Origin of the sequence: Clostridium niameyense, from assembly GCF_001243045.1 — a bacterium.
In the GTDB taxonomy this organism is placed as follows: domain Bacteria; phylum Bacillota; class Clostridia; order Clostridiales; family Clostridiaceae; genus Clostridium_F; species Clostridium_F niameyense.
Genome location: NZ_LN849007.1, coordinates 1,077,663 through 1,094,483 on the forward strand (window position 1 = coordinate 1,077,663; position 16,821 = coordinate 1,094,483).

Annotated in this window: 15 protein-coding genes; 12 read left to right on the top strand and 3 right to left on the bottom strand. The window is 29.1% G+C overall.

Annotated features, from left to right (window positions below; all coding sequences use genetic code 11):
• The first annotated feature begins 1 nt into the window (after position 1).
• The 11 genes from BN1711_RS12710 to BN1711_RS06205 all read left to right on the top strand — a co-directional run bounded on the left by BN1711_RS12710 (position 2) and on the right by BN1711_RS06205 (position 12,128).
• Positions 2-448, top strand: a complete 447-nt coding sequence (locus tag BN1711_RS12710) for a hypothetical protein (RefSeq protein ID WP_243128199.1) — start codon at positions 2-4, stop codon at positions 446-448.
• Positions 449-504: 56 nt separating this feature from the next.
• On the top strand, positions 505-1,110 hold the full coding sequence (locus BN1711_RS06160) for an MptD family putative ECF transporter S component (protein WP_050607299.1): 606 nt from the start codon (positions 505-507) through the stop codon (positions 1,108-1,110).
• A gap of 5 nt (positions 1,111-1,115) precedes the next feature.
• On the top strand, positions 1,116-1,817 hold the full coding sequence (locus BN1711_RS06165) for an energy-coupling factor transporter transmembrane component T family protein (RefSeq protein ID WP_341472989.1): 702 nt from the start codon (positions 1,116-1,118) through the stop codon (positions 1,815-1,817).
• Positions 1,817-3,313: an ABC transporter ATP-binding protein gene (locus BN1711_RS06170; RefSeq protein ID WP_050607301.1), complete on the top strand. Its 1,497-nt coding sequence runs from the start codon at positions 1,817-1,819 to the stop codon at positions 3,311-3,313. The genes BN1711_RS06165 and BN1711_RS06170 overlap by 1 nt, the downstream gene beginning before the upstream one ends.
• The gene (locus tag BN1711_RS06175; protein ID WP_050607302.1) at positions 3,300-5,024 is read left to right on the top strand and encodes an ABC transporter ATP-binding protein; all 1,725 of its coding nucleotides are present in this window, start codon (positions 3,300-3,302) and stop codon (positions 5,022-5,024) included. Before BN1711_RS06170 ends, BN1711_RS06175 begins: the two co-directional genes overlap by 14 nt.
• Positions 5,012-6,754: an ABC transporter ATP-binding protein gene (locus BN1711_RS06180; protein ID WP_050607303.1), complete on the top strand. Its 1,743-nt coding sequence runs from the start codon at positions 5,012-5,014 to the stop codon at positions 6,752-6,754. Before BN1711_RS06175 ends, BN1711_RS06180 begins: the two co-directional genes overlap by 13 nt.
• Before the next feature lie 264 nt (positions 6,755-7,018).
• Positions 7,019-7,783: a GDSL-type esterase/lipase family protein gene (locus BN1711_RS06185; RefSeq protein ID WP_164995931.1), complete on the top strand. Its 765-nt coding sequence runs from the start codon at positions 7,019-7,021 to the stop codon at positions 7,781-7,783.
• Between the two features lie 20 nt (positions 7,784-7,803).
• Complete coding sequence (locus BN1711_RS06190) at positions 7,804-8,274, top strand: DUF4358 domain-containing protein (protein WP_050607305.1); 471 nt, start codon at positions 7,804-7,806, stop codon at positions 8,272-8,274.
• A gap of 17 nt (positions 8,275-8,291) precedes the next feature.
• Positions 8,292-9,698: an MBOAT family O-acyltransferase gene (locus tag BN1711_RS06195; RefSeq protein ID WP_050607306.1), complete on the top strand. Its 1,407-nt coding sequence runs from the start codon at positions 8,292-8,294 to the stop codon at positions 9,696-9,698.
• Positions 9,699-9,720: 22 nt separating this feature from the next.
• Positions 9,721-10,881, top strand: a complete 1,161-nt coding sequence (locus tag BN1711_RS06200) for a DHHW family protein (protein WP_050608450.1) — start codon at positions 9,721-9,723, stop codon at positions 10,879-10,881.
• Between the two features lie 470 nt (positions 10,882-11,351).
• The gene (locus tag BN1711_RS06205; RefSeq protein WP_050607307.1) at positions 11,352-12,128 is read left to right on the top strand and encodes a ZmpA/ZmpB/ZmpC family metallo-endopeptidase-related protein; all 777 of its coding nucleotides are present in this window, start codon (positions 11,352-11,354) and stop codon (positions 12,126-12,128) included.
• Positions 12,129-12,140: 12 nt separating this feature from the next.
• Here BN1711_RS06205 and BN1711_RS12840 read toward each other — a convergent pair whose 3' ends face one another.
• Positions 12,141-12,272: a hypothetical protein gene (locus BN1711_RS12840; protein ID WP_279233069.1), complete on the bottom strand. Its 132-nt coding sequence runs from the start codon at positions 12,270-12,272 to the stop codon at positions 12,141-12,143.
• Positions 12,273-12,936: 664 nt separating this feature from the next.
• Between BN1711_RS12840 and BN1711_RS06210 the strand changes: the two genes are divergently transcribed.
• Positions 12,937-14,127 carry a M20 family metallopeptidase gene (locus BN1711_RS06210; protein ID WP_050608451.1) on the top strand — a complete coding sequence of 397 codons (1,191 nt, stop codon included), beginning with the start codon at positions 12,937-12,939 and terminating at the stop codon, positions 14,125-14,127.
• Positions 14,128-14,325: 198 nt separating this feature from the next.
• Here the strand turns inward: BN1711_RS06210 and BN1711_RS06215 are convergent, their stop codons facing one another.
• The gene (locus tag BN1711_RS06215; protein ID WP_050607308.1) at positions 14,326-16,137 is read right to left on the bottom strand and encodes an ABC transporter permease; all 1,812 of its coding nucleotides are present in this window, start codon (positions 16,135-16,137) and stop codon (positions 14,326-14,328) included.
• Positions 16,134-16,817, bottom strand: a complete 684-nt coding sequence (locus BN1711_RS06220; RefSeq protein ID WP_050607309.1) for an ABC transporter ATP-binding protein — start codon at positions 16,815-16,817, stop codon at positions 16,134-16,136. The genes BN1711_RS06215 and BN1711_RS06220 overlap by 4 nt, the downstream gene beginning before the upstream one ends.
• Positions 16,818-16,821: the final 4 nt, after the last annotated feature.

Consider the following 16,821-nt stretch of genomic DNA (forward strand, 5'->3'; position numbering starts at 1 on the left):
AATGATTAAAAAATTAATATTAGATGGTGGACAATATGAATCAATGGGAATAATGAAAAAAATGTATGCCTATGTAATATCCAAGGAATTTCAAAAAGTAATTAATGGCAAACACATAAAAAGTTATATTCAAAAACAAATGGGTTATTTAAAAAATAATGATATTGATGTATTACAAAATCTTACATGTAAAAATATAAAATTTAATTGTTTGTATAAAGCCGCATTAGCAGCTTATAGTTATGATGTTGTTAATCGTCCCGAAAAATTGGATATGGATGTAACTATTATGTATGGGGAAAATGAAATATATGCTAAAAGATCTGTAGCAATAGTGAATAAGAAATGCTTAAAGCCATTAAATGTCTTCGAGTGTAAAGGAATGGGACATGGCGAAGCATTAAGCAAAAAGCCTATTGAAATTTGCAAATTAATTGAAAAATTATAATAAATTAATTAAAAAATTATTTTATATATTATTTATGAAAATGAGGGGGAATAATTATGAAAACAAAAAACAAATTCGGTATAAAGGATATAGTTACAGTAGCTGCAATGATGGTTCTATTCTTTGGGGCCTCAATGATAATTGGAATGGTAGCTTTACCTATACCAATAGTTTATTTATATGGAACAGCTGGCATTGAAATGTTTATTGGAGCAATTTTTTATTTAGTTGCTGCCAATAGGATAAATAAACATGGGTTGTTGTTTGTATGGGCAACTGTATATGGAATTATCAATGGGGTAATGGGCTATACATTTATGACACTTTATTTTGTAATTGTTGGAATTATTGCTGAGCTTGCAATGTTAGGAAAAGATACTTATAGAAATCCACTGAGAAATATGATTGGTTGGGATATATATAGTATAGGAATGGTAGTTGGAATTGCAATGCCAATTTGGGCAGCATGGGATAGTTATAAAAAAATGGCTTTAAGTGGGGGATTTTCCTTAGAAACTTTAAAGATGCAATATAATATGGTAACTAGACCAGAACTTATGCTAGTAGCAATAATTGTTACTGTAATTCTTTCATCACTTGGAATATTATTTGGACAAAAATTATTAAAGAAGCATTTTAAAAAAGCTGGAATTGTAGGTTGATAAAAGTGCAGAAAAGTAATAGAACAATAGAAAATTTAAATGGAGCAACAGGCTTAATTATTACAACATTTTCTTGTATAGTAACACTTTTTACTACAAATATTTATACTCATGCTTTATTTACTATATGGTTATTCATTTTACTAATATATTTTGGTCTTGTTAAACATGGATTAGTTTATCTATCTCTATATATATTTTCAGTATTATGGCTTATTTTAATTGCTCCTAAAGGGATTTCATTCCCATCACCCATGCTTTTTAGCATGATGTATAAGTTAATATTACCTATAATGCCAGCAGTATTAACCATAAAGATACCATCTGGTAAAGTATTAGCAGCTATGAGAAAAATACCAATATCAAAAAATGTAATGTTAGTACTAGTAGTATTAATAAGATTTGCCCCAACTGTATCTGGGGAATTTAAGGCAGTTAGAGAAGCTATGAAAATTAGAGGATTTATTGGACGTTTTAATATTTTATTTCATCCTCTAAAAACATTGGAATATGCTGTGGTGCCTATGGTGTTTAGGTCATTAAAAGTAGCTGACGAATTAGCAGCAGCTTCAATTGTAAGAGGAATTGAAAATCCGTGTCCTAAGGAAAGTTATTATACATGTAAGTTTACAAGAATAGATGTAATAATACTTTTAATAAGCTTCCTTTTAGGTTTTATATCAATAGGTTATAAAGGAGGCATATAATGAAATCAATAATTAATGTGAAAGATTTAGATTATTCTTATGATGACAATGGGCTTCAATTAAAAAATATTAATCTTGAAATTAAATCTGGAGAGGTAGTTGTTTTAATTGGAAAATCAGGATGTGGCAAAAGTTCTATAACTAGAGTATTAAATGGATTGGTTCCAAATTTTTATGAGGGAAAATTAACTGGTGCTGCAGTCATAAAAGGAAAAAATCTAAATGAATTGAAATCTTGGGAGATAGGAAAATTAGCTGGAAATGTATTTCAAGATCCAAGAAGCCAGTTTTTTGCAAATGAAGTAGCAGGAGAGATAGCCTTTGGATGTGAAAATTATGGACTTTCACATTCAGAAATAGCTAAAAAAGTTAATATGTCAGCTAAAGATATGAATATTCATGATTTATTAGATAAGAGTATTCATACATTATCATATGGTATGCGTCAAAAGGTAGCAATAGCATCTGCAAAGGCAATAAATCCAGATATTTATATTATGGATGAGCCTTCTGCCAATTTAGATATTCAATCTACAAGATTATTGGCTAATTTAATTGAGAATTTAAAGCAATGTGGAAAAACCGTAATTATTGCAGAACATAGACTTTATTATTTAACTCATTTAGTAGATAAATACTTATTTATGAAAAATGGAGAAATACAAAGGGAATTTAAACCAGAGGAATTATTAGCTTTAAAAAATGAACAGTTAATACAGTTAGGTTTAAGAGAAACAAATTTAATAAGATTAAAGAAAAGAAAATCTATAAAGCATAGTAGTAATTTGGTTTCACTTGAGCTAGAAAATGTATCTAAAAAGTTTGATGAGTATACTATTTTACAAAACATAAGTGTTAAGTGCAAGAGAGGGGAAGTTATTGCATTAATTGGAGGTAATGGTACTGGTAAAAGTACACTGGGCAAGATTTTAGCTGGTCTTTTAAAAGAATCATCAGGAAATATACTAGTTAATGGAGAAAAACTGAGATTTAAGAAACGTTTGAGTAAAATATGGTATATACCACAGGATCTAGATAGTCAATTGTTTGGAGAGGATCTAATAGATGAGTTATTAACTGGAGTAAGAAATAAAAAAGAATTAATCCATAAAGCCACAAGTATATTATCTGACTTAGGTTTATCTGAATTTGTAGATAAACATCCATCTACATTATCAGGGGGTCAAAAACAAAGATTAGCTTTAGGCGTGGCTTTAATTTATGATGCACCTATTATTATTTTAGATGAACCAACTTCAGGTCTTGATGGATCTAATATGAGAAGAGTAGCAAATATTATTAAAGATATGTCTAATAAGGGTAAGACTATTATAATTATTACTCATGATGTAGAGTTTGCACTAAATGCATGTAACCGTGTTTTAAAAATAAAAAATGGAAGTTTGATTGAAGACTATCCTTTGGAGTCAGCATCAAGGTTATTAGTTTCCATGGGATATGTACAGGAAAAGGAGGAAAAGTATGCAGTATATTAGAGAGTATATTAACCAGGTTATTATCTCAGTTATATTTGCAATTATTGGTGTGCTTTTGAGCATACTACCTTATTTTGCAATTGCAAATATAATTAGACTATTAATTGAAAATAAAACAGATATTAACGTATTTGTACCAATGATTATTTTAGCTTTAATTGGATTTATAGGAGGAATAGCTTTTCATGAAATATCTACTATTACATCACATAATCTAGCATTTAGAATTATAGAAAGTACTAGAAAAAAATTAGCAGAAAAACTAGATAAATTATCTATGGGTACTATTGAGAGTAAGAGTAGTGGAGCATGGACACAATTTATGGTGGAAACATTAGATAAAATGGAAAAGCCAATAGCCCATGTTATTCCAGAAGTTATTGCAAATTTACTAGTTCCTGTAGTTATTGTAATCTGTATATTTATTATGGACTGGAGAATTGGAGTTGCAAACCTTATAACTCTTCCTTTAGGAATGCTATTTAGTATGTTAATGATGAGTGGATATAAAGAAAAATCAAAGAACTATATTGAGGCATCAAAAAAAATGAATGCAACAGTTGTAGAATATATAAAAGGAATTAAGGTGGTAAAAGCATTTAACCAATCAGCATCATCTTATGAAAAATTTGGAGAAGCTGTTGCAGGTAATAGAGATGCTATGCTTAACTGGTATTTAACTGTATGTTTTTCTATGACAGCTGCAATGGAAGTATTGCCATCAACACTTTTATTTGTATTACCAGCCTCTTTAATGCTTTTTATGAAAGGAAGTATAGAGGCAGGAACTATGGTAATGTGTATTTTACTATCATATGCATCATATAAACCTTTGATAAAAGCCATGACCTATGTAGATACAATTGCAAATGTTAGAGTTATCTTTGCTGAGATAGGAAATATTATGAATCTTCCTGAACTTAAAAGACCTAAAGAAAATGTAAAAGTTAATGGAGCAACAGTAAAATTTTGTGATGTAAGCTTTGGATATGGTGAAAACATGGTTTTTGAAAATTTAAATTTAATAGCAAAAGAGGGGGAACTTACTGCTATTGTAGGACCATCCGGAAGTGGAAAATCTACTATTGCAAAACTTATAACAGGATTTTGGAATGTGAATAAAGGTGATATTAAAATTGGAGGATCAAAACTTTCTAATATGCCTTTAGGTCAAAATATGGAGCTTGTAACATATGTATCACAAGAAAACTTTTTGTTTAATCAAAGTATCATAGATAATATGAAAATGGCAAAACCTAATGCAACACTTGAAGAAATTCAAGAAGCTTGTAGGAAAGCAAGTTGTCATGATTTTATTATGAGCTTACCCAAACAATATAATACTATAGCAGGAGATGCAGGAAGTCATTTTTCTGGTGGAGAAAGACAAAGGCTTACCATTGCAAGAGCGTTACTAAAGGATAGTCCAATTATTTTATTAGATGAAGCAACTGCTTATTCTGATCCGGAAAATGAGGATTTAATTCAAAAATCTATTAGTGCATTGGTTAAGAGTAAGACAGTAATAATGATTGCCCATAGACTTTCTACTATAGTGAATGCTAATAAAATTTATGTATTAAATGAAGGAAATATAGAAGCAACAGGTACACATAAAGAATTACTTTCATCCTCTCCACTTTATAATTCTATGTGGAGGTCGCATTTAAGTGCCAAGGATAGAGGGGAGGAGATTAAATGCTACAGTTAATTAAAAGATTATATGAAATTGCTGGGGATCAGAAAAATAGAATTACTAAAATGCTTGTTTCTGAAGTTTTGAAGGCTATATTTGAAGGTGTAGCCCTAGGTGGTGTAATGCTGGTACTTCTTAAAATTTCTGAAGTAATATTTCAAAATAAAGTAGTTAAAAAATCAGATATTATTCTTGTTTTTGTTATAATGCTTATAAGTGTAGTAGGAAAAGTTATTTCAGGTTATATTGCTGATAGAAATAAGAATATAGCTTCTTATAAAATGGGTGCTGAAAACAGATTATATATTGGGAATCGTTTAAAGCAGGTTAATATGGGGTATTTTAGTAGTAATCGTTTAGGAGATGTAACAGGTGGATTAACTACTGTTATAGGAGAACTTGAAACAACAGGAATTTATATTATAGAAATAATGCTGGTAGGCATTATTCAGACAATCATAATGGCAATATTTATGTTGCCTTTTGATCCTATTACTGGGGTTATTATTCTTTCAGTACTTGTGTTTGGAATGATTTGCAATCAAATATTTCAAAATAAATCAGATTCACTTACTAGGAAGCTTCTAGGGCTAAAGCTAGATTTAAATTCTGCAACATTAGAATATGTTCAAGGGATTGGTGTGGTTAAGGCATTTGGCAAAAGCAATCAAGCGCTTAAAAATATTAATAAGTCTATAGAAGAAAATAGAAAAGGATACCTAGATGTAGAAAAGGCATTAGTACCTTCTCAGTTATTGTATATGTCAGTATTTAAATTAGGGAGTTGTATTATTATATTTATAACATTACTTAGATATTGCGGAGGAAGACTTGATATACAAAAAACTATGATGCTTTTGATTGCTAGTTTTATTGTATTTGGCGGATTTGAAATGGCAGGGACAATGCAAGCAGTTAGAGGAATTGCAATGCAAAATCTAGATACAATTTTTAAATTAAGAAATATGCCTATATTAAAACAGGGCAATGAAAAAGAATTTAGAGATTCAAATGTATTAGTAGAACATGCTAAATTTGCCTATGATAAAGAAGATGTTATAAATGATGTAAGTTGTGTAATTCCAGAAGGAAAAGTAACAGCAATTGTAGGGCCATCTGGCAGTGGAAAATCAACTTTATGTCATTTGATTGCAAGGTTTTGGGATGTAGATAAGGGAGATATTAAAATTTCAAATAAAGATGTCAAAGAATTTGATTATGATAGTTTACTTTCTAATATAACTATGGTATTTCAAGATGTATATTTGTTTGAAGATACAGTAAAAAATAATATTAAGTTTGGAAAACCAGAAGCATCAGACAAAGAAGTAGTTGAAATTGCTAAAAAAGCTTGTTGTCATGATTTCATTATGAAGTTACCTAAAGGATATGACACGGTTTTAAATGAAGGTGGTTCAAGTTTGTCAGGAGGAGAACGTCAAAGACTTTCAATTGCTAGAGCTATGCTAAAGAAAAGTAATTTAATCATTTTGGATGAAGCAACTTCAAGTATAGATCCAGAAAATGAAGAGAGCCTAATGAAAGCACTAAAAGAACTTCTTAAAGGAAAAACAGCAATTATTATTGCTCATAGAATTAGTACAATTAGAGAAGCAGATAATATAATTGTAATGGATAAAGGAAAGATTGTAGATCAAGGCGTCCATAATGACCTGATACAAAAAAATGGAATATATCATGACTTTGTAAAAATAAGAAATGAAGCAATTTCATGGGAACTATAATACTTTATAAATATATACTGTATTTTGGTATAGATGAAAAGCCTAATAGCCTAATAGCTATTAGGCTTTTTTATTTTTATAAAAATATTCGATATAGTAATGTAATAGTACTGTAATGATATTGTAAATATTATAAAAAATTTTAATGCTATAATTTATTTGCAATTAGGGTAAAGACAATTTTATTTATAAATAGACAAATTATAAAGATATAATTAGAAGGTTGAGGTTAAACAAATGATGAGAAAATCACGGAAAAATCTAATGAAAACTATATTTATAATTATATGTTTAGTGCTTATATTTTTAATGATTAATCTTTATATGAATTCCAGAAATAGAATTAAAGAAGAAAAAATAAAACGTATACATGCATCAGTAGAATTAATTAAAAAGCTCGAATCTAAGGATGTAATGGAAATTGAAAATAAAATAAATAGTGCTGATAAGATTAATGAAGAAAAAGATAATGAGCTAAAATATAATGAACTAAAAGATAAAGATTTAAAAAAAATGTTTGAAAATTATGTAGTAATGGGAGATTCACGATCAGAAAGTTTAATAGGATATAACATATTAAATAAATCTTCTGTTGTAGCATATAAAGGTAGAAATACACATACGGCTAGAAAGGATATAAATGTATCTGTAAATTTATATCCAAGAAAAGTATTTATGACTTATGGAATGAATGATATAGAGTATTTTGCAGGTAATGCGGATAAATTTGTACAGTCCTATGAAAAAATAATAAAGGATTTAAAATTAAAATCACCTAAAAGTAAAATATATGTATGTGATATTTTACCTGTTCAGCAGAAGGTTATAGACAAGAAAAGTATTTATAGAAAATCAGGAGAATTTAATAATGCATTGAAAGAAATGTGTAATAGATTAGATTTAACCTTTATAGAAACCAAGGATATATTAATTAAAAATCCAAAATTTTATGAACCAGATGGAATTCATCTAAAATATGACTTTTATTCATCATGGTTAAAAGAACTTTTAGATAAATCAAATTCATAAATTAACTAGGGGGATGGGAAATGATGAAGTGTAGGAAGAGTCTATTAATAGTTATATTAATTAATATTATATTTTTTACTATTGGGTGTTCTAAGAATATAGATATATCTGTAGAGAAAATCGAATCCAATATAATAAATAATATCAATGTTGACAATATGAAGAAGGGAAATCAAAAATCTCTTAGACGATTATATGGTATAAATCCAAATGACTTAGAAGAATTTAGTTTATATACTCCTAAATCAAATATGGATGTAGAGGAAATGTTAATTTTAAAAGTAAAGAATGAAGAGAGGATAGATGATATAAAAGAAAAAATAGAAAATAGAGTAGACAGACAAATCACAAATTTTGATGGATATGGTATAAAACAAGTTGGATTATTAAATAACTATGAGATAAAGACAAAAAATAAGTATATTTTCTTTGTAGTGTCGGATAAATCTGAAGAAATTAAAGAACTATTTATAAAAAGTATAAATCAGTAAGGGAGGTGGAAGAAGTTATGGTTTTTAGTAGTATTATTTTTATAGCTACTTTTTTACCTATTAGTTTGATATTATATTATATTACTCCGAAAGTTATGAGAAATTTGATATTATTACTAATAAGTTTAATATTTTATGCATGGGGAGAGCCTGTTTATGTATTGCTAATGATATTTACCACAATATTTAACTTTATTACAGGGAGAATTATAGGGCATAACCATAGTAAAGTTAAAAATTGCAAGAAGGTTCTTATATTTACCATAATAGTGGATTTACTCATTTTAGGATTTTTTAAGTATTACGGATTTTTCATTGAAAATTTAAATGTGTTACTAAATCTTAATATTAAATATAGTAAGTTACCTCTTCCCTTAGGTATATCATTTTATACATTTCAGACATTATCTTATGTTATAGATGTATATTTGGGTAAGGTAAAGTCTCAAAAAAGCTTAGTTTCCTTTGGATTATATGTGGCTATGTTTCCACAATTAGTTGCAGGACCTATTGTAAGATATACAGATATAAAAAGGCAAATTAACATTAGAAATGAATCAGTATATAAATTTGGTTTAGGGGTAGAAAGGTTTATAAAAGGATTATGTAAAAAAGTTTTATTAGCTAATAATATAGGAATAGTATGGACTACCATTCAATCTACTAATATAGATAAATTATCAGTATTAACTTCATGGATAGGAATAATAGCCTACACTTTTCAAATATATTTTGATTTTAGTGGCTACTCTGATATGGCTATAGGACTTGGAAAAATGTTTGGGTTTGATTTTATAGAAAACTTTAATTATCCATATATATCATCTAGTGTATCAGAATTTTGGAGAAGGTGGCATATATCTCTAGGTTCATGGTTTAAAGAATATATATACATACCATTAGGGGGAAATAGGGTCAGCAAATTAAAGTCTATAAGAAATATATTTGTAGTTTGGATGTTAACAGGTTTATGGCACGGTGCAAGTTGGAATTTTATAATTTGGGGTATTTATTATGGGATAATACTATTTATGGAAAAAAATATATTAAAAAGATTTTTACAAAAAGCTCCAAAATCTATAAGGCATATTTATACTATGATTTTAGTTATGATTGGTTGGGTTTTATTTGGAAGCGAAAATTTAAGTTATGCACTAAAATATATAAGTGTTATGTTTGGAATATCAGGAAATTCCTTTGTAGATGCAACAGGATTATATTATCTATATACAAATTTAATTTTACTTATAGTAGTATTTTTATGCTCAACACCTATAGTAAGCAAAATATTTGAAAATATCATAAAAAGGGGACGGGCTAAAGGCTTAGTAATAGCTGCTTTTATTAATGTAGGAGTAATAATATTATCAATATCCTATTTAATAAATGAAACCTATAATCCTTTCTTATATTTTAGATTTTAAAGGTATTAAAGGAGAGAGCTTTATGGTAAATAATAAGAAACGTAAAAATAAACAATATTATTATATAATGATGGGATTTATTTTTATAGCATTTTTAATTATTGTAGTGGTATTAAACGCATTAAAGAAGGATACAAAGTTTTCAGAGTCAGAAAACAGAATGTTAATTAAAAAGCCTAAGTTTACAATGGAAAGATTAGTAGAAGGAAGCTTTTCTAAAAAATATGAGAAGTATAGGACAGATCAATTTATAAATAGAGATTTATGGATAAAAATAAAAACGAATTTTGATAGAGTATTAGGAAAAAACAAATCTAAAGGAGTATACTTAGGCAAAGATAACTATTTGCTTGAGGAATTTCAAAAACCTAATGATGATAGTATAAAAGCTAATGTGGATGCTATAAATAAATTTTCTCAAAAATACAAAAATATCAATCAATATATAACTATAGTACCAAATGCTATGGAGATATTAAAGGATAAACTTCCTAGATTTGCGCCCACTATAAGTGAGAAAAGTTATATTAATGATTTTAAAAATAAATTAAATAAAAATATAAATTTTATAGATTCATATAAGACTTTAGAAAATCATAAAGATGAATATATATATTATAAAACAGATCATCACTGGACAACCTTAGGAGCTTATTATACTTTTTTAAAAGTAGCAGAAGATATGAACCTTAATGTAGACAAAAATAAATATGATAATAAAATTGTAACCGATAGTTTTAATGGTACTCTATCTTCTAAAAGCGGATACAAATCTAAAGAAAAGGATGTTATAGAAATATATACATTAAAAGATAAGAAATATGAATATATAGTTAATTATGTCGATGAACGAAAAAAATCAGCTTCACTTTATGTTAGTTCAAAACTAGAGACAAAAGATAAGTATGGAGTATTTTTAGGAGGTAATCATTCCCTTATTAATATAAGAACAACATCTACAGAAGATAAGACGCTTCTTATTTTTAAGGATTCATATGCTAATAGTTTCATACAATTTTTAATACCTTATTTTAAAGAGATAGTTGTTGTGGATCCAAGATATTATTACGATGATATTGATAAATTAATAGAAGAAAAAAAGATAACAAATATATTGTTTTTATATAATGCAAATACATTTTTTAGTGATCAATCTTTAGAATTAATATTAAATAATAATTAAATTATAAACAAGAATTAAATAAATTATAATATATGATGAAATTAAAATTTTAGCGTAGCTTTGTTGATTTAAAAGCTATGCTATTTTTGCATTTATTAAAACACTCATATTTATTATAGATATACAGATATGTGTCAAACAAAGTATAAATAAATCAAATAATGATATTGCGGTAATTGAGTTATAAGTTTATATTTACAACAGCTATAAATTATCTAATTATACAAAAAGTGGATAGTTAAAGGATTGTTAATTATAAGTATATTATGTATTTTTTGAGTAAAAAATGTAGTTTAGTAATAAAATAATATTCTAAGAACTAAATTGGTAAAAAATAGTACTAAATTAGATTAAGATGGAATATAAAAGATAATATATAAATTTTGAAAGGAGATGTTTTACGATAAAAAATTACTTTAAAAAGAAGATGGAATATAAAAGGCAGTATAGATTTTGAAGGGGGATATTTTATGATAAAAAATTCAGTTCACAAACAAAATGGAAAACCAATTTTAAATGAAAATATTGAATTTCCTGAAGAGGTAATAGAATTAAAAGATATAGAGAGTGTAACATTATATAAAAAAGAAGGAAATGATGTTATAAAAGTTAAGGAGCTTGATATAAATAACTTTAATGCACAAGACTATATTGTACAAATTAAAATGAAAGATATGGTGGATTTTTATGCAGAAATAAAAAGTGGACGTATTGATAATGATAACTTTATGCTAGAGCTTAAATATAATAATGCAGTAAGTTATGATGGTAACGTAAAATCAAATACAATAACTGTGAACTATGGAAAAGTTCAAAATAATATTGTAAAAGATATTTCTTTTGATGATGTTATTAATACTATTAAAAATAATCCAACAGCAGAAATAACATTAACACATGATTTAGATGCAGCTAGTATAAAAAGCAAAGATAATTCCATGATAACAACAGAATTCAAAGGAAAGTTAAATGGAAATGGATATAGCATAAAAAATCTTAAAAAATCATTATTTAACTCGACCAATGGTGCGGATATAAAGAATTTAATTATAGACAATGCAACTTTAAAAAATTCACAAGGAATATTATCAAATTCAATTAATAATACTACAATTCACAATGTTCATATAAAAAATTCTAGTATATTAGTTGGAAGCTGGCAAACAATAGGAGCTTTTACAGGAATAAGCACTGGAAAATTATTAATTGAAAATTCTTCAATTTCTAATACTACTATAAAAGAATGATGATAATAGAAATCAAAATGGTGGATTAATTGGTACATTTGAAAATAGAAGAGGAACTATAAAAAATAGTATTGCTGCTGCAGATGTTAATAGTGATGTATATAAGGTCATTGCAGCTAAGGATAACAATAATATAGATGACATTAAAAACAATATACAAAATGTATATGAGGTTTCAGATGTTAAAGGATTAAGCAGTGTAGTTAAAGATACAAAAAATATAATAGCTATTCAGTTAAATGAGTTAAAGAAAAAGACATTTTATACAAATAACTTAAAATGGGATTCAAACCTTTGGGACTTATCAAAGGTAGAAAGTGGTGGAATGCCAACAATAAAATAATATAAGAAGCTGGTACACTAATTAGTTTACCAGCTTCTTATTGATATTATAAAGATTTTCTTTTCTTTTTTTATATTTTACAATAGAGTGTATAATAATAATGTTACTAAAATAAAGTTTCAAGATGTGAATCAACTTATTGATAAAGTAAATAAGTTGGGAAAAGATGAGAATAAATTAAAAAGAATTTTTTTATCCTTTTAAAATATATAGGAGAAAGATATTTATGTTACTTTTTATGAGTATTTTTTCAATTTTTTATTTATTTTTAGATTTTTTAAAATCTTACCTTAAAGATTTTATTTATATATAACAGTGACAAATTCTCTATTGATTCATAAAAAAGCAGACTTATATTTTGACACTTTCTTTTTTTTTTATGATATTATATTTTATGCTTAAACACATAAATAATGGGGTATACTATTTATGTGTTTTAAAAATTTTTATGAAGGGATATATTCTATGAATTATTGGGAACGAGCAAAAGAAATAAAAGATAATATAATTTCATATAGACGAAACTTACATTCAAATGCAGAAATAGGAATTAATCTACCTTTTACCACTGAATTTGTTATGAAAACATTAAAAAGTTTTGGATATGAACCAAAGCAAATAATAGATAGTGGTGTGGTTGCAACCATCGGGAACGGTGAAGGTCCTTGTATCTTGCTTAGAGCTGACATGGACGCACTTCCCATGATAGAAGAAAGTGGTGTTGATTTTTGTAGCAAAAATCAAGGAGCAGCTCATACCTGTGGACATGATTTACATTCTGCTATGCTTTTAGGAGCAGCAAAAATGCTGAAGGAAAATGAAGAAAAAATTAATGGTACCGTTAAACTGATGTTTCAACCGGGGGAGGAGACTTTCCAAGGGGCAAAAGCCATGATAGATGCAGGAATTTTAGAAAACCCTCATGTTGACAGAGCATTGTCATTTCATGTTGGTGCAGGAAATCTTCCTGTAGGAATTTGTGCATATAATGACAAAGGAGCTGCCATGTTTTCTTCAACAGGGTTTAGAATTCACATCACAGGGAAAGGTTCTCATGGGGCAACTCCACATGAGTCCATTGATTCAATAAATATAGGAGTTCATATTTATTTAGCTCTTCAGGAGCTAATTGCAAGAGAAACCAATCCATCAACACCCTCACTTCTTACAATTGGTCAGCTTTCAGGTGGATCTGCAAGCAATATTATTCCTGAAACAACTATTATGCAGGGAACCATGAGAACAGTATCAAAAGAAACAGATGAGTATTTAAAAAATAGAATTGTAGAAGTAGCAAAAGGTGTTGCTGCTACATATAGAGGGAAAGCTCATGTTTCTTGGTTACCATCTGTTCCACCTCTTATAGGAGATCATAAATTTACAAGAGAAGTGCTTGGATATATGAAAGAACTTAATATTCCAGGCTTTATGCCAGTAGGAGACACTACAGCTAGTGCTTCTGAAGACTTTGCTATAGTATTAAGTAAAGTACCCGGTACCTATATGTTCTTATCAGCAGGTTTTACTGATAGAGAAAGCTATACAGCTCATAATCCAAGAGTTTTATTTAATGAAGATGTACTTCCTGAAGGAGCTGCATTTTTTGCCCATTGTGCAACAAGATATTTGGAAAATGCAAATGGTATAAAAAAATAAAAAGTTAAGAGTATCATTTCATCATTGGCTACGCAGTGCGTAGCCAATGATCATTTCAAGTAGATTTATTTAAAGCTTATATTATTTATATATTTATAGAGTTAATTAAAATGGTGGTAAATATAAAGTAAATACAGTGGGATTTTTAGAGTATTCAGTTTGGTTTAATCTTCTTTATCTAGCCCATAAATAATACGCTTACAGTTCATTTATTGTATCAATTATCGCCATATTCCGAATCCGTTTTGATGGAACATAAACCGCAGCAATAGCCGCAACAAAAACAAATGCAAGTATAATCATTAATGGTATAACAGGTAAATGCCAAGTAGCATAGCTAAAATGAGTGGTAATAAGATTGTCATATAATAGCTTACTAATTAACAAACCAACTATACAGCCAACGGTGCAACCGGACACAGCATAGGTGAACGCTTCAGCTGCTATCATTTTTATTATCTGACGTTCATCCATACCCACTGCACGCATTGCTCCGTATTGTTTTATTCTTGCGGACACACTCATGGAAATACTATTCATAATATTGAGTACAGTAACCAATGTTATAATTGACAAAAATCCATATACAAACAGCTGGAATGCCATATATGTGCTGGTAGTTCTCTGGTCGCGTTTATCACTAAACGTGTACTTATCACCTACCGCATTATGGATTGCTTCAACATTTTTGTCTGTTATGTTTTTTGTTGTCTGTATCATAATAAGTGAATAATCGGATATACCTGTTATGTGTGTAAAGGTTTTTCCAGAAGTAATAAGCGTTATTGTTTCGTTTGTACTGCCATCTTCGCTGAATGGGTTATATTTCAGCATACCTGCGATTTTAAGTTTTTTATTTCCTACTTGTATTTTATCGCCTATCTCTAAGGTACTATCCTTATCACAGATTGCAAGTACATAACTACTATCTCCATATACTTTTGAAATATCACTGCCTTTTTTAAGTTGCTTATCTTTTGTAAGACAGTCCAAATCGTATTCATCATAAGAAATTATATCAATTTTCTTCGAAGTTATATTATCTTTATTTACTTTTGCCTGAACATCAAGATAGCTCCTGCGACCAAATACATGTTTTACGCCTTCCATATTACTGATTTTATCAAGCAGTACACTGTCTACCGAATTTGAACTGTCATTACTGCAAATGTTGATGTCAGAAGTATTCGATGACTGGGGCATTATGTAGCCAACAAAGTCTATGAAAACCGAAAAGCTTAAAAAAAGAATGATGCTAAGTGCAAATGAGCCTGTCATAAGCAATAAATTCTTTTTTACCGATACTGCATGATGAATGCCAAGAACGGTTTCAATTTTTGAAAAACGGATATTTATTGCATGGTGTATATTACTTGTATTTTCTGCATTACCCGATACTGCTGTCACAGGTGATACTTTAGCAGCATGTTTTGCAGGAGATCTGGCGGCAATGAGTACCGTAACAACTCCTACAATTATTCCGCTGATAATACCGATGAAGCTTACTCCAAAAAGGGGTATATTTGAAAACTCCTCACCGACAAGAAAATGTAAGACAGCGCACAGACCCCATGTAACAACAATTCCAAGTATGACTCCTAACGGAATCGCATTTTTGCACCAGTTAAGAGCTTCTAGTCTTACAAAACGGATAATCTGTTGTCTGCTCATTCCAATGCAGCGCATCATTCCAAAAAACTTTGTCCGTTGAGCAACATTACTGCTTATGCTGCTTGAAATCATCAGTACTCCTGCAATTAGTATCAGAATAAACAATACCACTGCCACAGAAAATAATCCCTGCACAGTTGAGTTGTTGGTTAATCCTTCAAGTGCCAAACTGCCATGCTTATTTAGTAATCTTGTTTCCTCCATTCTAACACCCATTTCTGCCATGCTGAAAATAGTAGTTACCAAAAATACGGCAAATATGATACACAGAAGAGTCATGCGGTTCTGCCGTCTGTGTACTTTTGCAGAAATCGGAATTAGGCTTAGATAGCTTTTCATTCGCGACACCTCCCAAAATCTGTCAGTGTGCCATCGGACACTCGTAGTATCCGATCTGCGGTTTGTGCCATACTTTGACTGTGAGTAATCATAACAATCGTCTGTTCATATTTCTTAGCAGCTTCTTTCAATAAAGCGATTACTTCACTGCTATTTTGTGTATCTAGATTACCTGTTGGCTCGTCCGCAAGGATAAGCGAAGGTCGCGTAATGAGCGCACGTCCTATTGCTATACGCTGTTGCTGTCCACCTGATAATTGACTTGGCAAATGGTTACGGCGTTCTTTCAAATTAAGCACTGTAAGCAATTCCTCAAGATATCCTTTATCGGGTTTTTGATAATCAAGCAGTACAGGAAATATGATGTTTTGCTCAACATTCAATTCTGGAATCAGATTAAAACTCTGAAAAATAAAACCAATATTTCTGCGCCTAAAGATTGTTAAGCTGTCATCTTTCATTGAAAAAATATCTTTACCGTCAATAAATACCTTTCCGGAAGTAGGAATATCAAGTGCGCCTACCATATTCAGAAGTGTACTTTTGCCGGAGCCGGATTCCCCAACAATTGCCACAAATTCGCCTTTCGGAACGGAAAAGCTAACATCTTTTAATGCATGTACAGCAGCTTCACCGTTGCCATAGGTTTTAGAAACTGATTTAACTTCCAATAAATTCATAGGT